The sequence below is a fragment of the Pantanalinema rosaneae CENA516 genome (genome assembly GCF_050753385.1).
Lineage (GTDB): Bacteria > Cyanobacteriota > Cyanobacteriia > Leptolyngbyales > Leptolyngbyaceae > Pantanalinema > Pantanalinema rosaneae.
On sequence record NZ_JBLZFZ010000005.1, the window covers coordinates 91,786 to 111,852 of the forward strand.

Below are 20,067 nucleotides of genomic sequence, written 5' to 3' on the forward strand. Positions count from 1 at the left end.
CTGCCCTCCTTGAATTACCTACATCATGCCCCCCTATCTCTAGTGTCTCTCTCCAGCCAAGCTTTCGCAAATGCCTCCGCATAGGCTTCCTGCTCTGGAGTTTCAATGCTGCCAGGGCGAGATTGACGCACTACTCCAAACGCCTGATCCGGTGAATAGCCCAACGCCACCAAACAAGCCGCCGTCACTAATCCCGTCCGTCCTAACCCCGCTTTGCAATGGATCACCACCGTTTGCCCTTGCGCTACATCCTCCAGAATCGACTCGACTAATTCCAGCAAACCCCCCATTGATGTCGGTGTACCAAAGTCATGAATCGGGAACTGCTGCGATCGCATCCCATGTGCCTGAACCTGAAGCAGAAAATTCGGAATCTGCAATGCGGCAAATTCAGGGGTTTCTAACAACGTCACTAACTTCTCAACCCGGTAGTGATGCCATAAATGGGTCAGATCCTTCTCTAGATCCCGCTCCCAGATTGCATGCATCCCAATATTGCGTTTTCCTGGCGCGATCGTCATCCCTAATCGCCCCGGTAAGCCCGTCAATTCACTCGGTAAAAAATCCACCCGAATCGGATCGGTATCAGAAGTAATTATCGGTCGTCGGTCAATCTGTGGCTCGATCGTCTGCCTATCATTCATTCAGTGTCAGTTCCAATTTCAATCAGCGTGTAAATTTGATCGAGCATTGCTGAATGCAAGTATGATTTGCCCTCCTAGCCCCCCTTTCTACGATGCCGTAGGCTATATCCTGGGGGGAACTCACACCCTTCAAAGTCCCCCAGAATTGGGGGATTTAGGGGGCTGTTAGGTATCTGGATGCCTAGAATTCATCTCTGTATTCTGCAATGCCTGACTTCGATCGTAGCCAACATTCCATCTCCCCATCCTCCCCACCTTCCCCATCTTCCCCCAGTTCGGTGCATGTAACAAAATTTTACGGTATTCTGAACGTAGCCAAATGATGACGGGATTTGGAGAAGCGAGATGCAAACAACAGCGGATGTGACGATTAGCCCTTTGGCTGGAAAACCCGCCCCGGCTGAAATTTTGATTAATGTCGATCGACTCTTAGACCAGTACTATACAGTCCATCCTGACCCGGAGAATCCGCTACAACGAGTTAGCTTCGGCACATCGGGACACCGGGGTTCCTCGGCAACGGGCACCTTTAATGAAGATCATATTCTGGCAGTGTCGCAAGCGGTGGTGGAATATCGCCAGAGCCAGGGCATCGACGGGCCGTTGTATATGGGCATGGATACGCACTTGCTCTCGGAACCCGCCCAGAAGTCGGCTTTAGAAGTGTTAGCGGCGAATGGGGTAGATGTTTACATTGCGGCTGGTACGGGTGCAGCCCAATATACTCCCACTCCCGCTGTGTCCCATGCGATTTTGGCGTATAATCGGGGTCGCACCAGTGGGTTAGCCGATGGCATTATCATTACGCCTTCCCATAATCCTCCGGCAGATGGTGGTTTCAAGTACAATCCGCCGTCTGGTGGTCCCGCCGAACCTGATGCTACCAAATGGATTCAGGATCGGGCGAATCAATTGCTGGCAACTGGCAACCGGGACGTGAAGCGAATTGCCTACGAAGCGGCGCTAAAAGCACCTACCACCCATCAATTTGATTTCATTACGCCCTACGTCAACGATCTGGAAACCATTATTGATCTAGAGGCAATTCGGGCAGCCGGGATTCGGATCGGTGCCGATCCCCTGGGTGGTTCCAATATTGCCTACTGGCAACCGATCGCCGATCGCTACGGCTTAAATATCACCGTCATTAACCAGGCTGTCGATCCCACCTTCCGCTTTATGAGTGTGGATTGGGATGGCAAGATCCGCATGGACTGTTCCTCTCCCTATGCGATGGCAGGGTTGGTCAAATTTAAGGATGATTACGATATTGCTTTTGGTAACGATACAGACTCCGATCGCCACGGGATTGTTACCCCCAGCGTTGGCTTGATGAATCCCAACCATTTTCTCTCTGTAGCGATCTGGTATCTGTTTACCAATCGCACAGGTTGGTCTGGTTCTAGCGCGATCGGCAAAACGCTGGTCAGCAGCAGCATGATCGATCGAGTCGGCAAGGAAATCGGTCGCAATGTCTGTGAAGTCCCGGTTGGCTTTAAGTGGTTTGTCGCCGGACTACTAGATGGTTCCTTTGGCTTTGGTGGCGAAGAAAGTGCCGGAGCGTCCTTCCTGCGGAAAGATGGCAGCGTCTGGACGACCGATAAAGACGGCATTATTCTCGATCTACTAGCGGCTGAGATCACGGCGAAAACAGGTAAAGATCCCGGTCAACATTATCAAGACCTCACCGATCGTCTGGGCAAACCGTTCTACAAGCGGATTGATTCTCCCGCAACCCCGGAACAAAAAGCGAAGTTAAGTCAGTTGTCGCCGGAAGATATGCAGGTATCCACCTTAGCCGGTGATCCAATCACAGCCACCTTGACCAAAGCTCCTGGCAATGGTGCGGCGATCGGCGGCATGAAAGTGACGACGGAGAACGGTTGGTTTGCTGCCCGTCCATCGGGAACTGAGAATGTTTGTAAGGTTTATGCTGAAAGCTTTAAGAGCGAAGCCCACCTGGAGCAGATTCTCAGCGAAGCGCAGCAGATGATCGGTTAATCAATAAACCTGGTGGGGGATTAATCAATGCTCTGCATAACGTCAATCCCCCGACCGTATGAATCAATAGGTGATGGACATCACGCTAATTCAGTGATCTCCAGCTAGTTTTTGCAACGCCATCGTGTTGTTACCCCCAGAGACTCCTACCTCTGGGGATTTTTATGGTTGGTTACTTATGGCGGATAAATTCGTAGATTGCCAGGTAATCCTGTCCGGGGTATTTCCAGGAATAATCGGAGTTCATTCCCTGGACGATCAGCTTTTCAAACTCTTCGGGGTAGTATTCCCATAGACCGATCGCGCGATCCATCGCTGATTCCAGAGCTTGATTATCGGTTTGATGGAAGACATAGCCATTCCGTTCTTCCGGTGGGTGCATTTCATCGTAATCGCGATCGAAGACGGTATTCACCAAGCCACCCACTCCTCGGACGATCGGCACAGTCCCATACCGCAAGCCAATCATTTGGGTTAAACCGCAGGGTTCATAGTTGCTAGGCACTACAATCATGTCGGCTCCAGCATAGATCAGGTGTGAGAGTTCTTCATTAAACCCAAGTTCAATATGAACATTGGGATTGTTGTTGAGGAATTGTTTCTCATGCCAGAACCAGTCGTTGATCCCCTGTTCGGTTGCGGCTCCCAGGAGGACAAACTGAGCGTTGCGGTGCAGCGCATAATAAATCGCATGGTGGACGAGATGTACCCCCTTTTGGTCATCTAACCGACCAATATAGGCAATTAGCGGCTTATCGTCGTGGCTTAACCACAGTCGCTCCCGCAGGGCTTTTTTGTTCTGGGTTTTGCCCGTCAGATCAGTTGCCGAGAAGTGATAGGGCGTGTAGCGATCGATCTCGGGATTCCAAACATCGTAATCAATGCCATTTAATACGCCACCAAACTTATGCTGGTGCATGTGCAAGGTATGCCCCAGCCCATAGCCAAATTCGCCGTGATGGGCTTCCCAGGCATGATGGGGAGAAACGGTAGTCACAAAATTCGAGTAGACAATCCCCCCCTTCATCAGGTTGAGAGCAAAGGGATTGAAATTATCTTGCAGGCGACTGAAGTCAAAGTAATGAGCCTCTCGATTCAGCCCCGTTGCCCATAACACATCTACTCCGGCGATCCCCTGATGCTTGAAGTTGTGGATGGTATAACAAACCCGCTGCTTGTCCATGCCATGCCATTTGTAAATTTCGTAGAGCAGCACCGGCACTAGACCCGTTTGCCAATCGTGACAATGCAGGATATCGGGACGCTTGTTGGTACGCTGTAAAAACTCCATCGCGGCTTTACTGAAGAAGGCAAACCGCATGTTGTCGTCTTTGGAACCGTAATAGTGTCCCCGGTTAAAAAACAGATCATCGGAATGAGGATCGATAAAAAAGCACAGTCGCCCATGTACCCAACCGCAGTAGACCGTACAGTGAATCGCGCCACCATACCAGGGCACCCACAGATCTTGATAGGCTTCGTGTAGCCCCCAGATGTGGTCGTACCTCATGCAATCGTACTTAGGAAGAATGATCTCCACGGTATGTCCGCGCAGTTCTAACTCCCGGGTGAGTCCGTATACGACATCGCCCAAGCCTCCCGCTTTGATGACTGGGGCACATTCAGAGGCAATTTGTACGATGTACATCCTTACTCCTCATTCACTGGATAATTTGCCCTAACTTCACAAAAGTATAAAGACCAAAGGGCAGTCAAGCAACCTGGCAATTGGCATAAATTGTCTGGCAGACTACCAGGGACTACCAATCATCGTGAAGCCTGACCAGTAGTAAGGATGGCTAAAGGTTTGATCCGGCAAGGTTTGCAGACTAGAGGGTAAGGCGACAGTTCCATCTGTCCACTGTAATTGCCCACTGGATAACTTAACCTGTCCCCGTAGCATGGCAATCTGAGCTTGCTGAAGGGCCTGTGCCCGGATGGGAGCGGTTTGTAACTGGTGATAAAACTCTGCCATCAGCCCCAGGGTTCCGGCATCGCTCACCAGCCAAATACTTGCCAGGGTAGATTTAGCCCCTGCCTGGGCAGCGATCCCAGCAAAGCCGAGTTCCACGGTTTCATCACCCGTCGCGGTATCACAGGCACTTAACACTAATAGTTCCACCGGGGGATCGTTCCAGCCCAGTTGGCGAATTTGGTCTAAGCGCAGTTTGGTGTCCCATAGTTGGATAAAGGAGTTATTCAGATCACCGGAGCGAAATTCACCGTGGGTTGCCAGGTGGATAATGCCGAAGGGTTGCTGCTGGCGCTGGGATTTGAGATTTTGCAAGGTAAAGTCAGTATCCATTAAGACTTCGCCCTGCCAACCCGTTTGGGTAATTGCGGCTAGTTCGCCCGGAACGGCGGGTAAAGGGGGAAGATCGCTAAACCGGGAGGCTCCGGCTGCCAGAATTTTCAGGGGGCGGAGGTCGGCATAGCGAGTGTCGGTGAGGGTAAAGCTGGGCATTAGCCCCAAACTATACTGTTCCACTAAGAACTGGTTGCCATCATGCAACGCCGCGATCGGGATCATGCGTAGCCCACTATCCAGAATGAAGGCAAGGTTTTGAATCTCTTGGGCTTGCAGTTCGGCTCGAATCGGGGCAATGAACCACTGATATAACTGTTGAGCAGAGGCGAAATAACGGTAGCGCTGCCGTTCTCTAGGATTGGCAATGCGATCACGGAATTCTGTAGCAACCTGTAAAACGTTGGCTCTTGTGGCGTGAGGAATCCGTTGCCGGATGGGGCGATCGGCGGTCGTGACCACAATAATTTCGAGTTGATCGTCTGGGGATGGCACGATCGTCAGATTGACTGAGTTATTCACCGGCGATCGCTGGAAATGCTGTTGGAATTGTTGGGTGGTCGATCGTTCCTGACCCGAAATATCGGTAGTAACCGTCGTTGGCACAAACTGGATATAGATCAGGGCTGGTCTAACCCCGGTTGCCTGTTGAATGGCTAATAATCGATTTCTGGCGGCTTCTAGATCAAAGGTGGGTAAGTTCAACGGCACTGGAACGATCGGCAGCGTGGTCAGGATATTCGGTGTCACCAGATCATCTGCAACCGCCGTACAGTTGTTGGCGATACAGGGAACGGGAGGTGGTTCCAGGGAGGGTGGGGCATCGGCAGTCAGAAGCTGAATGTCACTGGGTGGGGTGCCCTGGCGATAGGAGCCGAGAAACGATCGTCTGGGTTGAATGGTATTGCTAGATCCGGTCGTAATTGCGGCTTCAGTGCCGTTGCGCCTGCTGTCTCCCACCACAAACGGTATCCCCACGTTACCCCCGCTATGCCGGATGACGATCGCTCCTCCCTGACTGGTTCCGGCAGTAGAAATGCTAGCCAGCAAACCATTTTGATCAATGAAGCTGCCGATCGCTCGGAATAGGCGACGGGTCGTGATATCGACATTGCCCCCCGCACCACCATTGCCAGAACTTCCTGGGAAACTCAGTCCGCCCTGAGCATTAATGAAAGCAACCTGCACATCGCCATCGGGGTCGATCGTCACGTTGCCACCCTTACCCGCGCCCGAACTATTGAGGACATCAACCTGAATGCGATCGGTGGCGATTAAGAAAATATTGCCACCATCCCCAATAGCATGACTGGAATTCAATGGCGCAGATGCCGCGATCGCCTTGCCCCGCAATGTGATATCTCCGCCCTGGGTGGTAACGGGACGAGTAATGTTTAAATGACCAGGGCTAGTCAGGCTAAAATCGCCGCCTTGAGTCGTAATCAAGCTGGAAAGTTGAAAATTATTGTTAACGGTAATGTCAATGTCACCCCTGGCGGATTGCATCATGGCAGGGAGTAATAATGTCGTGGGGGCAAGCTGATTGCCAATCCGAATATCCCCATCGATCGTGATGCCACCCGACAAATCGATCGCGCCAGCCGCATTAACGGTGAGCGAACCATCGGTATTGAGGATGCCGGGATTGGGCGGGAATAGGTTGATGGAGCCGATCGTAATATTGTCTGACGCAGTGAGTGTAACCGCACCTCCAACTCCCCCACCGCTAGCGCTAGAGAACGCCAGGGTTCTGAGGTCACTGGCAACCGTGATGTTACCGCGATTGGTGGTGAGATTAATAGTGCCACCATTGCCACTCACACCTGCCTGTGCTGCGATCGCGTCTGCCAGAATCGCTTGGGCTTGAATATTCCCCGTTCCAGTGGCGATCGTGACATTGCCAGCATTCCCAGTCGATGCCCCATCCATGCTTCTCGCATTGGCAAATATGCCTCCAGTCACCACATCCCCTTGAGTGGTGGTCAAACGCACATCCCCCCCATTACCCGCCGTCAAGAATCTGGCATCAGCCGTTGTATTGATTCCTGCCACAATGCTGATCCCATTGGCGGCATTCACCTGCACAGCCCCCCCATTGCCCACACTGCCATTGAGGGCGGTACTGGTTGTGTTTAAGGCATTCGCTTGTACTCGCCCGATGGGAGCCGTTAGGGTAATCGCGCCACCACTCCCCGCCGTCCCCCCTAAACCGACTGAATTAGCCGTTGTGCTGGAGTTGATCACACCCGCTACATTGATGTCTCCGGTTCTGGCAGTAATGCTGACTTGACCACCGTTACCTGAATTCCCAGACAAGCTGGGAGAATTTGCGATCGCCTGACTAAAGCTAAAAATGCTGGCAGCAACATTGACATTAGCATTTGCCAGAATTTTGATGTCGCCCCCATTACCAGCATCATTGGTGAGGGCATCAGCTACGGTTGCCAGTAACCCTAAATTAGCCGTTTGTCTGGCATCGATCGTGATGGAGCCAGCAGCCATGTTACTATTCGTTCCTGTAGTGATTGTTAGGGCAGAAATTGTGCCGCCTGGAAGTGCCAAATTAGGATTATATTGATTCGTTAGTAGCACCACTCCCGACTCCACCGAAATGTTGCCATTCACAGTAATATCAGCGCTGGTGGGAGGGAAATTTGTTCCTACTTCAAGTTCTCCAAACACAGCGAGCCCCCCTTCAGGAGCGCCGCCTAAGGCTGACCAATCTACTCCGGCTCGGATATCCAAGGTGGGGGTGGCTGTACCGTCGATCGTAATGCTAGTGCCATCGGATAAAGGTACCGTTGCCAGAGCGGGAAAGGTACTTGGATCGATCGCATTCTCCACGTCATCTGGAGAGTCAATAATCACATTTCCCAACGTCACACTACCGCCCGCAATGATGTGCAAAGAAGCGCCTTGATAATTCCCTAATGTGACATCTCCACCCGCGAGAATAATTGGATCATAGGGGCTAAATAAGTTACCCACTGTCCCATCTAATTGCTCGACTCGGAAATTTCCCCTGGCAGTGTAATGGGCATCGCCTCCAACCGGATTCGTCGATCGCAGAATTAGATTTCCGCCGGATGACAAGACACTCTGGGGATGACTTAAGGCAAAGATATCAATGCCTTGATTGCCCTGGATCACTAGATTGCTTCCGGCTTGAATGGTTAAGGGATGGGTCGCCTGATCCCTGACATGGATCGTTTGACCCGCTTGCAGAGTCAGATCTCCTGCTGTTTGTATTCTGACCAGATTGGCGATACCCAGGGGAGCGATCGTCAGATGATTCGCTGCCGCTAGGGTAGCGGTTCCAGCCTGAACCTGGGTGGCAACCACATCACCGGCTTGCACCGTTAAGTTAGAGCCAGTTAATTGCAGACTACCATCCGGGTTAGCCACTAATCCCGTAGCGTTTCCTAAATTGCCCCCGGTTAATAATTGCGGTAGGGTCGCGATCGGCAGTGTCCAATTAGCTGGCAGAGTCACCTCCGAAGGGTTGATTACGCTAGACAGAGGTTGAATTTCTAGGCTCAGGATACTACCGGGTTGACTCAGGCGCACAAGCTGTTGTCCGGGTACTGCGGCGATCGTCACCTGCCCTCCCGGTGCAGATAATTGTCCTGTATTGATCACCGTCCCGCCCAGTAATGTTAAGTTATAACCCTGTGGGACAGCCAGATTGCCTGTATTGACGATCGCTCCCGGTTGGGACATGGTAAAGGCGATCGTTTGAGGATTGCCGATTAAATTGGTGTAGTCGTTGTTCCCGATCGCATTAAACCAACCGTTGCTAAATCCGATGCCATTTGCTGTAGTAGCGGTGAAAGCAGCCGGTACATTTAAACTGGCATTGGCTCCAAATATCATCCCTGCCGGATTGAGTAAGTACAGATTGCTGTTGCCACCTGTGACCTGAATTAAGCCATCAATGATCGACGGACTACCACCAATAATCCGACCTAGAATATTTTGGATAGCGGGATTGGAGAGAAAATTGGCAATCTCACCCTGGTTCAGTCCCAAGCGATCGAAGCTATGAAATAAATTTGTGCCATCCCCCGATCGCTGCCCCCCCGAAATATCGTAGCGATGGTTGTGCTGAATAATTCTGCTCCCAGTGCCATCCTGAGCCGGAACGATCGACTGGGCATAGACGGGAGAAACGGATGCAGTCAGCATCCAGAACACCAAGAATCGGTATGAAGCGGACACGATTCTAGCAGCGGGTTTCATGATGATTAGTAAGAATAATTTGATTTATCACCATACCCTAGCTGTTCCGTAAAATCTTGGATTTGCCAAATAAGTTCACGTTTGATTGATCACATCTGAAGGCAATCATTGGGAATAGAGTGACTATCTAGAAATTTGCCACGATCGCAAGTTGAATTGGGATTAATTTAAGATTATTTTGTCCGAAGGAATGAACTCTGGGGCGAGATGCGGCATGATAAGAGATCCGAGGTTTTCTCAGGTCTAAACGAAGGCTATGCTCAACATCCCTCAACATCTGGCAAATGAACTCTCCTTACGGCTATCGCAGGTCGAAGCGGCGTTGGCACTAATGGCAGAAGGGGCGACGGTGCCGTTTATTGCCCGCTACCGCAAAGAACGGACTGGAGAAATGACCGAGGTGCAGTTGCGAGATTTACTGGAGCAACATACCTATTTGACGGAATTGGAGGAGCGTAAAGCCACGGTTCTGAAGGCGATCGCGGATCAGGGTAAGTTAACCGACGAGTTGCAAGCCAAAATTGTCAATTGCCTCCAAAAAACGGAACTGGAAGATCTCTATCTGCCCTATCGTCCCAAACGCCGAACTCGGGCCACGATCGCCAGGGAGAAAGGGTTAGAACCGTTAGCCGAATGGATTCAAACCCTGAATCGTCCGAATGCAGCAACCGCCTCTCTGGAAACTGAAGCGGCAAAGTATATTGCGGTTGATCGCGGTGTAAATAGTGCTGAAGAAGCCTTACAAGGAGCCTCGGATATTCTGGCAGAAGCGGTATCAGAACGTGCTGAATTACGCGCCTACTTACGAGAGTATTTGCTGCGATCAGGACTATTGCAGTCCCGGATTAAACCCGATCATCCAGAGGGCAGCACTAAGTTTGAAATGTATCGTAACTACCAGGTGCCGATTAAGGAAATTGCCCCTCATAATCTGTTGGCACTGCTACGAGGTGAGAACGAAGCAATTTTGACTCTTGAACTCACCTTTGATGAAGAGTTTGTTCTGGGGTATCTAGAAGATGAAGAAATTCGCACAAAAGCAGCCCCGGTACGCAGTTTTTACCGTGAAATGTTGAAGGATGCATTCCAACGCTTGATGAAGACTTCGTTGATCAATGCGGTGATGGCGGAGAAGAAACTTTGGGCAGATGAAGAGTCGATTAAAACCTTTGAAGCGAACCTGCGGGAATTGTTGTTAGCCGCTCCTGCGGGGATGAAACCAACGCTAGGGATTGACCCAGGATTTCGCACAGGTTGTAAGGTGGCGGCATTAAGTGAAACGGGGAAATTTCTGGAGTATCAAGCGATTTTTCCGCACCAATCCGAAGCCCAACGCCAGCAAGCGGCACAGACATTGATTAAATTAATTCAGAAACACAAGATTGAACTGATTGCGATCGGGAATGGCACAGCCGGACGGGAAACCGATGCCTTTGTCACAACTGTCTTACAAACTCTGGAACAACCCCCGACTAAAGTAATGGTGAACGAATCGGGAGCCTCGATTTATTCTGCCAGTCCTGTGGCGATCGCGGAATTCCCCGACTTAGATATCACCATCCGGGGGGCGATCAGTATTGCGCGGCGGTTACAAGATCCATTAGCGGAATTAGTAAAAATTGATCCGAAGTCGATCGGGGTGGGGCAATATCAACATGATGTCGATCAAAAACGCTTGAAACAAAAGCTAGATGAAACCGTAGAAAGTTGCGTCAACTATGTCGGAGTTGATTTAAACACCGCTTCTAAGGAGTTGCTGACATTTGTTTCGGGAATTAACGCGACGATCGCCAACAATATTGTCACCTACCGCAACGAAAATGGTGCGTTTCAGGATCGCAAACAACTACTCAAAGTGGCTAAATTAGGTCCAAAAGCCTTTGAACAAGCTGCCGGATTTTTGCGAATTCGCAATGGCAAACAACCCCTCGATAATACGGCAGTCCACCCAGAAAGCTATGGGGTCGTGCAAGCGATCGCCAAAGACTTACAACTGCCCCTGACCGAAGCACCCAAGATTGCTGAACGGCTCCAGTCCACTGATCTGAAACGCTATGTCACCGATACCATTGGTGAACCGACCTTGCGCGACATGATTCGCGAATTAGAAAAGCCAGGACGCGACCCCCGCGCCCAATTCACCTATGCCACCTTTAAGGAAGGGGTGCATGAGATGAAGGATCTACAAGTGGGGATGGAACTCGAAGGCGTAGTGACGAATGTGGCTAACTTTGGCGCTTTTGTCGATATTGGCGTACATCAAGATGGCTTAGTGCATGTGTCGCAACTCGCCGATCGCTTTATTAGTGATCCCAAGCAGGTGGTAAAGGTCGGTCAGGTGGTGAAAGTACGTGTGTTAGAAGTAAATGAAGCCCTGAAACGCATTAGCTTATCGATGCGATCGTCGGGTGGTGCAGAACCAAAGGCAAAATCAAGTGCAAAACCAGAGGCGAAACCAACGGTGAAACCAGGAGCTAAACCTGATAGGAAAGTTCAACCACAAGCTACTCAGAAATTAGAAAAGCCTTCATCTCTAGATGATTTAAAGGCGAAGTTCAAGAAGTTGTAGAGAGGTAAGGTAACAATTTGTTCGATCTGATTTTGGATACAATAGATTGAAGCAACGATGCGATCGCAGGGGATCATTATGGTTCAAACACCGATCGAAGCGCAATTTCTCTATCCGGATTCTGACGGTAAACCGATGGCAGACAACACGGTGCAATATCGTTGGATTGTGCGTCTAGTGGCTAATCTCAAGCATTTATTCAAGGGGCAAACCGTCTTTGTGGCAGGAGATTTACTGTGGTATCCCAGACAGGTTGTGGTGCCGCCCGCTCCGGCTCAAGCTCCCGATGTCATGGTGGTGGTAGGTCGTCCAGACGGAGCCTATGACTCCTTTTAATCATCCTCTAGATTGAGGAGTTGTTGATCGATCGCTTGCAGCCGCGATCGCACCACTTCTTCTGATAGGATGCGTTTGCGTAAGGCACTGTTGAGGGCATCCTTTTCGGCAATGAACAACCGGCGACGAATGGCATCTAACCGGGTATGTCTGCCAGTGGCGGTCGTCAAACTATCTGAACGACGGTGATACAAATCTCGCAGCGATCGTTCGGCGGCAGCGACTTTAACTTGATAACTGGCTCGCAGTTCTTCGTACACCGACTTTGGTAATACTCCCGCTTTCAACAGTGATTCGAGTTCATCCTGGGCGGCTTTCGCCGTCATCAGTTGAGATTGCAGGGATTCAATCCATTGTTGAGCTTCGGATGTATGGGCAATATTCAGTCGGCGGACAAGCCAGGGTAAACTGATACCTTGCCCCACCAGGGATAACAAAACCGTACCAAATACTAAGGCAATCAACGTCCCCCGTTCTGGTAATCCGGCTGGGAGGCTGAGGGCAAGTGCCATTGAGAGGGAGCCTTTGATGTTGCCGAGAAACAGAACATGTTGCCAGCGTAGGGGCACTGGACGATCGAATAATCGTAGTAATGCTAATAACGGATAGACAGCAAGGAACCGCCCAATTTGGTAAGCTAACACGGCTAATAGGACGGCGAGAAAGGTGCTCCCGAGTGTCTCTAATTTAATTTCTAAACCAATTAATAAAAAGATGAAGGTATTCACGCCAAATCCGGCATACTCCCAAAAACTGAGGACAGTGATGCGGTTAGAGGCAGACACACTCCGAGCCAGTTCTGTATTACCGATGACTAATCCGGCGACGACAACAGCAACTACTCCAGATACGCCTAATCCCTGACTAATTTGAAATGCGCCTAACGCGATCGCAACGGTCAGTAGAATATTGCTTAATGAATCCTCCGATCGGGCATAGAGTAAGCTACCTAAATAGCCTAAAACCACTCCAATTAAACTACCCCCAATAATGACAACGAATAATTCCCGGATGCTCTCTGCGATCGTGACGGAACCCGTGGCATTAACCTGGAGGAGTAATGTGAATAGAACTAAGGCAATTCCGTCATTAAATAAACTTTCACCTTCGACGATCGTGATCAGGCGGGAGGGCACCGTAATTTCTTTAAATACGGCAATGACTGAAACGGTGTCTGTAATGGCAAGGATGACCCCTACCAGTAATGCCGGAATCCAGGCTAATCCTAAGCCAAATTTAAGCACTGTAGCCGTGACTCCAGAGGCAATGATGACTCCGGGACCCGCCAGTAGCGCGATCGGTTTGACGGTACTGCGTAAGCGGCTAATATCGGTATTAATGGCGGCTTCAAATAGCAGAATTGGCAAAAATAGATTAATAATCAGTGACGAATCTAGCCCAATGCGGCGGGGTAGAAAGGCGGCGGTTGCCAACCCCGCGACCACTAAGCCGGTAACATAGGGAATTCGCAGCCAACGGGATAGCAATGCCACTCCGGTTGCAACTAGCAACAAAATAATCAAAATTGTCACCAGTTGAGCTACGTCTCCCTGGCTACCCGTTGTCATTGCCCAATACATCATCGTTATAGCCATGTAGAGTTACTAGCCCATCAACATAGCACTCTATAATGGTGAGCGTATCAGCGATCGAAAGGATCCGATGTATGGGGAGTGAGCCGCTGCCAGTGATGGAATTTGAGTTTATGTTACCCCGAGGGTTAGTCGATGCGGAGGGCAAGATGCATCGGCAGGGAGTCATGCGTCTGGCTACTGCCAGGGATGAAATTTGGGTACAGCGCGATCGCCGGACTCAAGCAGACCCAGCCTACGGGGTATTGGTGATGTTAGCGCGGGTGATTACGCGATTGGGCGAGTTAACGGCTGTAACTCCAGAACTATTAGAGAACTTATTTAGTTTAGATCTGGCCTATCTGCGAGAACTGTATAACCGGATCAATCAGCAGGGTGAAGCCACCATTCCCGTCCAGTGTCCGTTGTGCAACAGTCATTTTCAAGTGGAGTTAGCTTTATCGGGGGAATCTTAGGCTACCCCTCAGAAAAGCTGCAAGAGGAGGTAGCCTTTATTGCTTACCATTTCCATTGGTCACTGGAAGACGTTTTGGGCTTGGTACACCGCGATCGCCAGGGCTGGGTGGAAGAAATCATTAAAATTCGGCAGCGCACCGTCGAATCGATGCTGGAAGACTAAGACCGCAGACTACGATCGCTGTTCACACCCAATCCCATCTTTATCGCCATCGAAACGATGGGGGTCGGGTGGCAAGACTTTGAAATTGCGGTAGGGGATATCCTTACAGTCCAGATCAGGAGGTGGCAGTGGAATGCACACCTCTGGGTAGGCAGGGCTGCATGGAGCCTGGGCGATCGTAGTAGGTTGCCATTGCCCTAAACTAATCAGGGCGATCGTGAGGAGGAGAATGATGCCTAAACGTTGGAAACTCATGGTGATTCGACAATATCCTGGAGGCGAAAATTAGCGATCTGAGCAATTTCACTCAGGGCTTGTTGCTGTTCTTGTGCAGCAGAGTTTTCCAATCGTTGCACAAAAGCTGCCAGAATACTTGTTTTGGTATGATTTTTGACGGCAATGATAAAGGGAAAGCCAAATTTCTCGCGATATGCCTGGTTTAATGCCTGAAAGCGATCGTATTCCGCCGCCGTGAGTTGATCGAGTCCCGCACCTGCCTGCTCCTGAACAGAAGCTGCCGCCATTTTCGCTTTACTACCCAAGTCCGGGTGTGCCCGAATCAATGCCAGTTGTTGATCGGGACTGAGGGCTTGCACGACCTCTACCATCTGCTGGTGCAACTGATCGCGATCGATAAAGGGACGTTGGTTCCAGACCGCTTGAGCAATGCCAGGAGTATCCTCAAAAATGGCTCCCAACACCTCGACAAATTCGGTCTGACTCATTTGGTTTAGTTGCTCAAGGGAGTAGGGCATTGGAAGGTGACATGGGAACAGCTAGGAACTCCGGCGACCGGAAACTGTACGCATGAATACATCGGTGATCCCAGTTAAAGTTGTATACAAGTCTACGTTAAAAACCACAATCGTAACGCTTTCAACTCAGGTTTAATTCCGTGAATCAGGCATCCGATCATAGTTTCACCCTGATCATTAATGGCGACATGGTTCGGGTCACAGGAATTTGCCCCAGCTTAACGCTGCTGGAGTATTTGCGGCAGAGTGGTCGCACCGGCACGAAGGAGGGCTGTGGCGATGGGGACTGTGGTGCCTGTACGGTCGCTATGATTGCTCCGGGAACCGATGGCAAGCTGCATTATCAGGCAGTCAACAGTTGCTTAATGCCGATCGCAGCCTTGGCAGGACGGGAGATTCTGACGATCGAAGGCATTGCCAGGGAGCAGTTACATCCTGTCCAAGCGGCTATGGTGCAAACCGGAGGTTCCCAGTGTGGCTACTGCACTCCGGGATTCATTATGAGCCTGTTTGCCGCGTATTATGATGGCGCGATCGCAGATAGTACGGTGGAAGGCAACCTCTGTCGTTGCACAGGTTATCTTGCCATTCGGCGAGCGGTACAACAGATCATGGAGTCAATCGCGGCTTATCCACCAACGGATCCGTTTAGTCAACGCTTACAGCAGGTCAACAGTGATTGGTCGGCTCTGACCTATACCAATCAGCAGCAGATCTTTTATCGTCCGACTCACCTCCAAACAGTATTAGATTTGCTGTACCAACACCCCACCGCCGTCCTGATTGCCGGAGCCACGGATCTGGGACTCGAACTGAGCCACCATCGCCAAACCTTTCCGGTGCTGATTTCTCTGGAAGCCGTCGCCGAATTGCAGCAAATCACCGTTACCGACACAGCCGTCACCATTGGAGCCGCTGTCACCCTGACCACGATCGCCGCCCAACTCCGAGGGCTAGTTCCCAGCCTGGATGAGATGCTGTACTGGTTTGCTGCCCGCCAAATTCGTAACCGAGCCACGATCGGGGGCAATATTGCTAATGCTTCCCCGATCGGAGATTTACCCCCCGTATTACTGGCGCTGGATGCAGAACTATTGATTGCAGGTCGCCAGGGTAATCGCAGTATGGCGATCGCGGACTTCTTTCAAGGCTATCGGCAAACCGCGTTGCAACCCGGAGAAGTGATTGTATCAGTAACGATTCCCAGAAGCCTGACTCCGGCTGCGGTGCGGCGGTTAAGTCAGTCCTATAAAGTCGGGAAGCGGGGAACCGATGACATCAGCATTGTCGCCGCCGCCTTTACGATCGATCTGGATCACCAGGGACGAATTATTCATGCCCGATTGGCGTATGGCGGAGTCGCCGCTACTCCAATTAGAGCTTTAGACGTGGAGCAAACCCTGCTCGGACAACCCTGGAATTTAACCACAGTGCAAGCCGTCAAACCGGCATTGAGAGAGGCATTTACCCCGTTGACGGACATGCGAGGCAGTGCCGCCTATCGCTGCCTGTTAGTCGCGAATTTGTTTGAAAAGTTTTTTGTCGAGTGCGAGGCTGTCAATTCGGAGGTAGGCGAATGAACAGTGTGGGTCAGCGACGGAGTCATGAAAGCGCGATCGGGCATGTTACAGGGCAAGCCGTTTATACCGATGATCAACGGTTACAGGCAGGCATGTTACATCTTCATCCGGTGTTATCGCCCCATGCCAGAGCCAAGATCATCGGCATCGATCTTGTAAATGCCCTTGCCATTGATGGTGTTGTCACTGTGATCACGGCAACGGATATTCCCGGAGAGAACAATACAGGGACACTGCGCCATGATGAAGTTCTCTTGCCTACCGAGGAGGTGAGCTACTGGGGACAGGCGATCGTGTGGGTTGTAGGCAGAACCGAAGCAGCAGCACGACGGGGGGCAGCCCAGGTCATCGTTGACTATGAAGTGTTGGAGCCAGTGTTGACGATTGCAGCCGCGATCGCGCAACAGCAGTTTCATAGCGATCCCAAGGTAATGCAGCGGGGGAATGTAGGGCTGGCGTTAGCCGAGTCAGAGTATCGTCTGGACGGGGAAATTGAGATCGGTGGACAGGATCACTTTTACCTGGAAACCCATACCAGTTGGGCAATTCCCGATTTAGAAGGCAACTATCACATCTATTCTTCTACCCAGCATCCCTCAGAAACGCAGGCGATCGTCGCCCATGTCTTAGGCATTCCTAGCAATCGGGTGGTTGTCACCTGTTTACGCATGGGAGGTGGGTTTGGGGGCAAAGAAACCCAGGCGAATCCCTTAGCGGCGATCGTGGCAGTTGCCGCCCAGAAAACTGGCTGTCCAGTACGGGGACGACTCCGCCGAGATCAGGATATGATTCTGACGGGCAAGCGACATGGGTTTTTAGGACGCTACCAGGTTGGCTTTACCGCCGACGGTCGGCTACACGCCCTGGACGTCGATTTGTATGCCGATGGCGGTTGGAGTCTGGATCTGTCTCCCCCGATTTTGCAACGCGCCATGTTCCACATTGACAATGCCTACTACATTCCTCACCTGGAAGTACGGGGGCAGATTGTTAAAACCCACAAAGTCTCGAATACCGCCTTCCGGGGGTTTGGCGGTCCCCAAGGCATGGTAGTGATTGAAGAAATCCTCGATCGGGTTGCTAGAACCCTTGGACTTCCTCCCGATCAGGTACGAGAACGCAATTTCTACCACGGAACCGGAGAAACCAACACCACCCATTACGGTCAGGAAATTCGGGCTAATCGGATCAGCCGGATTTGGAGTGAAGTAAAAGCCCAGGCGGATTTTGCGGCTAGACAACAGGCGATCGCGGAATTCAACCAACGAAATGCTTACAAAAAACGTGGATTAGCCATTACCCCCGTCAAATTCGGCATTTCATTTACCAAAACTGAATATAACCAGGCAGGCGCATTCATCTTAATTTACCAGGACGGTAGCATCCAGTTAAACCACGGTGGCACAGAGATGGGGCAGGGCTTACATACCAAAATGCTTCAGGTTGCTTCTCAGGCATTAGGCGTGTCAATTCAGCGATTTCGGATGATGCCAACCAGTACCGATAAAGTCCCGAATACCTCAGCCACCGCCGCCTCTAGTGGAGCAGATTTAAACGGTCAGGCGGTGAAGGATGCCTGTGAAACGTTGAAAGCTCGATTAGCGGTAGTCGCTGCCCAACTCCTGCATCTCGATTCAGCCACAGAGTTAGTCTTTGCCGATGATTACATTTATGCTCCCAATCAAGCCACAAAAGTGGAATTTACTACAGTGGTTAAACAGGCTTACCACGATCGCGTGAGTCTATCGGCAACTGGCTATTACCGGACTCCCGAGATTTACTTTGATGCCCAAACAGGGAAAGGCAATCCATTCTATTACTATGCGTTTGGGGCGGGTGTGAGTGAGGTAGAAATTGATGGTTTTACCGGGACATTTAAACTCCGCCAAGTCGATATTGTTCATGATGTGGGCAACTCCTTAAATCCATTGATTGATCTGGGACAAATTGAAGGGGGATTTGTGCAGGGGATGGGTTGGTTAACGATGGAAGAACTGGTCTGGGACGAGCAGGGACGACTCCGCACATCTGCCCCCAGTACCTACAAAATCCCGACGATTAGTGAAGTACCCGAACAGTTTCGAGTGCAGTTGTTAGAACGAGCCGCCCAGGATGGCGTGATTTATGGTAGTAAGGCAGTGGGTGAACCGCCCTTTATGCTGGCAATTTCGGTGCGAGAGGCAATTCGATCTGCTGTTGCGGCGTTTGGTCAACCGTTGCAGGTACCCTTAGCGGCTCCCTCCACTCCCGAAGCTATTCTCCGGGCGATCGAGGTTGTTCAGTCAATGTCGCCTACCCCTGCTCCCGCACTGACCTTGATCACCCCATCCTGATGACGATCGCGGGTTATCGCCAATTGGCAACCGTTCTGGAGGCAGGCAAAGCGGCGGTACTTGCCACCGTGGTTCAGGTACGTGGTTCTGTGCCGAGGGAAGTTGGGGCGAAGATGATCATTGATGAGGATGGTCAGACGTTGGATACGATCGGCGGCGGTGCGGGAGAAGCCAAGGTGATTCAGCACGCTATGACAGTGTTACAAACTGGCGTGAAGCAGTGGGTAGAGATTGATCTGACTGGAGCCAGCGATCGTGACACTCAGGGCGTGTGTGGGGGACGGATGCAGGTCTGGTTAGAGCGTTGGTCGGGTGAGGCAGCGTTGCGCTTCGTCCACCAAATTTTGCAGCCATTAGCGGCTGGACGATCGCTGACCATCGTCACCCCTTTTGCAATCGATCAATCTCCCTACAGTGTTGAACAGACTTTAGATCTAAATTTAGATCTAAGCTTAGATCAAGCCTTTGTGGAAGTGTTACAACCACCCCCTATTCTAGTGATTGTGGGTGCAGGACATGTCGGCGAACAATTAGCCAAGGTAGCAGCGTTCATTGGCTTCGAGATTTGGGTACAGGACGATCGCCCCGAGTGGGCAAACTCCCACCGCTTCCCCCAGGCGACCCAGATATTCACAGCACCGATCCGGGAGACGATCGCGCCACTAGAGACGCATACTAATCTGTATATTACCCTGGTGACACGCGGCTACACCTATGATTTAGAAGCTTTAGAAGCAATCCTAAATCACAGATTGTCGTGTCAGTATATTGGTATGATTGGCAGTCAACGACGAGTTCAACAGGTGTATCAAACCTTACAAGAACGGGGTATTGTCACAAGTCAACTCAAGACCATCCATGCCCCGATCGGGCTGGATATCGGAGCGCTGACACCCGAAGAAATCGCCATTAGTATTGCTGCCGAACTGATTCAAGTTCGTCGGGGTGGCACAGGTCAATCCCTATCCCACCCATTACGTGATTGAGTGTAGGGCTGGACTTACAGCAGTTTTCGCCCCCCTAGCCCCCCAATTTTGGGGGGAACAGGAGCCAAAGTCCCCCAAAATATACCTGCGGCAGCGTAGAAAGGGGGC

The 20,067-nt window shown here is 51.0% G+C and carries 14 protein-coding genes; 8 read left to right on the forward strand and 6 right to left on the reverse strand.

Going from position 1 to position 20,067, the window contains the following annotated elements:
• Positions 1 to 23: 23 nt before the first annotated feature.
• Entirely contained in the window at positions 24 to 644 is a 621-nt protein-coding gene (locus tag ACN4EK_RS04220; RefSeq protein ID WP_431656237.1) for a cyclin-dependent kinase inhibitor 3 family protein, read from the reverse strand.
• Positions 645 to 989: 345 nt separating this feature from the next.
• Between ACN4EK_RS04220 and pgm the strand changes: the two genes are divergently transcribed.
• Positions 990 to 2,645 (forward strand): phosphoglucomutase (alpha-D-glucose-1,6-bisphosphate-dependent), encoded by a 1,656-nt coding sequence (gene pgm, locus ACN4EK_RS04225; RefSeq protein WP_431656238.1) that lies wholly within the window; start codon positions 990 to 992, stop codon positions 2,643 to 2,645.
• Between the two features lie 172 nt (positions 2,646 to 2,817).
• Here pgm and glgA read toward each other — a convergent pair whose 3' ends face one another.
• Together glgA and ACN4EK_RS04235 are read right to left on the reverse strand one after the other, a co-directional pair.
• The gene (gene glgA / locus ACN4EK_RS04230; protein ID WP_431656239.1) at positions 2,818 to 4,293 is read right to left on the reverse strand and encodes a glycogen synthase GlgA; all 1,476 of its coding nucleotides are present in this window, start codon (positions 4,291 to 4,293) and stop codon (positions 2,818 to 2,820) included.
• A gap of 102 nt (positions 4,294 to 4,395) precedes the next feature.
• The gene (locus ACN4EK_RS04235) at positions 4,396 to 9,135 is read right to left on the reverse strand and encodes a CHAT domain-containing protein (RefSeq protein WP_431656240.1); all 4,740 of its coding nucleotides are present in this window, start codon (positions 9,133 to 9,135) and stop codon (positions 4,396 to 4,398) included.
• Between the two features lie 310 nt (positions 9,136 to 9,445).
• On the opposite strand from ACN4EK_RS04235, the gene ACN4EK_RS04240 reads away from it, so the two are divergent.
• Both ACN4EK_RS04240 and ACN4EK_RS04245 read left to right on the forward strand, forming a co-directional pair.
• The gene (locus ACN4EK_RS04240) at positions 9,446 to 11,758 is read left to right on the forward strand and encodes a Tex family protein (protein ID WP_431656241.1); all 2,313 of its coding nucleotides are present in this window, start codon (positions 9,446 to 9,448) and stop codon (positions 11,756 to 11,758) included.
• A gap of 78 nt (positions 11,759 to 11,836) precedes the next feature.
• Positions 11,837 to 12,094: a hypothetical protein gene (locus ACN4EK_RS04245; RefSeq protein WP_431656242.1), complete on the forward strand. Its 258-nt coding sequence runs from the start codon at positions 11,837 to 11,839 to the stop codon at positions 12,092 to 12,094.
• Here ACN4EK_RS04245 and ACN4EK_RS04250 read toward each other — a convergent pair.
• Positions 12,091 to 13,689 carry a cation:proton antiporter gene (locus ACN4EK_RS04250; RefSeq protein WP_431656243.1) on the reverse strand — a complete coding sequence of 533 codons (1,599 nt, stop codon included), beginning with the start codon at positions 13,687 to 13,689 and terminating at the stop codon, positions 12,091 to 12,093. The genes ACN4EK_RS04245 and ACN4EK_RS04250 overlap by 4 nt on opposite strands.
• Positions 13,690 to 13,760: 71 nt before the next feature.
• Between ACN4EK_RS04250 and ACN4EK_RS04255 the strand changes: the two genes are divergently transcribed.
• Both ACN4EK_RS04255 and ACN4EK_RS04260 read left to right on the forward strand, forming a co-directional pair.
• Positions 13,761 to 14,141, forward strand: coding sequence for a phage tail assembly protein (locus tag ACN4EK_RS04255; RefSeq protein WP_431656244.1), 381 nt, complete (start codon positions 13,761 to 13,763; stop codon positions 14,139 to 14,141).
• Positions 14,093 to 14,305 carry a DUF6760 family protein gene (locus ACN4EK_RS04260; RefSeq protein ID WP_431656245.1) on the forward strand — a complete coding sequence of 71 codons (213 nt, stop codon included), beginning with the start codon at positions 14,093 to 14,095 and terminating at the stop codon, positions 14,303 to 14,305. The genes ACN4EK_RS04255 and ACN4EK_RS04260 overlap by 49 nt, the downstream gene beginning before the upstream one ends.
• 9 nt (positions 14,306 to 14,314) lie before the next feature.
• On the opposite strand, the gene ACN4EK_RS04265 is transcribed toward ACN4EK_RS04260, so the two are convergent.
• Together ACN4EK_RS04265 and uraD are read right to left on the reverse strand one after the other, a co-directional pair.
• Complete coding sequence (locus ACN4EK_RS04265; protein WP_431656246.1) at positions 14,315 to 14,560, reverse strand: excalibur calcium-binding domain-containing protein; 246 nt, start codon at positions 14,558 to 14,560, stop codon at positions 14,315 to 14,317.
• A complete protein-coding gene (uraD, locus tag ACN4EK_RS04270; protein WP_431656247.1) occupies positions 14,557 to 15,060 on the reverse strand; it encodes a 2-oxo-4-hydroxy-4-carboxy-5-ureidoimidazoline decarboxylase in 504 nt (167 codons plus the stop codon). Before uraD ends, ACN4EK_RS04265 begins: the two co-directional genes overlap by 4 nt.
• 140 nt (positions 15,061 to 15,200) lie before the next feature.
• On the opposite strand from uraD, the gene xdhA reads away from it, so the two are divergent.
• The 3 genes from xdhA to ACN4EK_RS04285 are packed head-to-tail and all read left to right on the forward strand — an operon-like array spanning position 15,201 to position 19,959.
• A complete protein-coding gene (gene xdhA, locus ACN4EK_RS04275; RefSeq protein WP_431656248.1) occupies positions 15,201 to 16,640 on the forward strand; it encodes a xanthine dehydrogenase small subunit in 1,440 nt (479 codons plus the stop codon).
• Positions 16,637 to 18,973, forward strand: a complete 2,337-nt coding sequence (gene xdhB / locus ACN4EK_RS04280; protein WP_431656249.1) for a xanthine dehydrogenase molybdopterin binding subunit — start codon at positions 16,637 to 16,639, stop codon at positions 18,971 to 18,973. Before xdhA ends, xdhB begins: the two co-directional genes overlap by 4 nt.
• Positions 18,973 to 19,959, forward strand: a complete 987-nt coding sequence (locus ACN4EK_RS04285) for an XdhC family protein (RefSeq protein WP_431656250.1) — start codon at positions 18,973 to 18,975, stop codon at positions 19,957 to 19,959. The genes xdhB and ACN4EK_RS04285 overlap by 1 nt, the downstream gene beginning before the upstream one ends.
• The last annotated feature ends 108 nt before the right edge of the window (positions 19,960 to 20,067 follow it).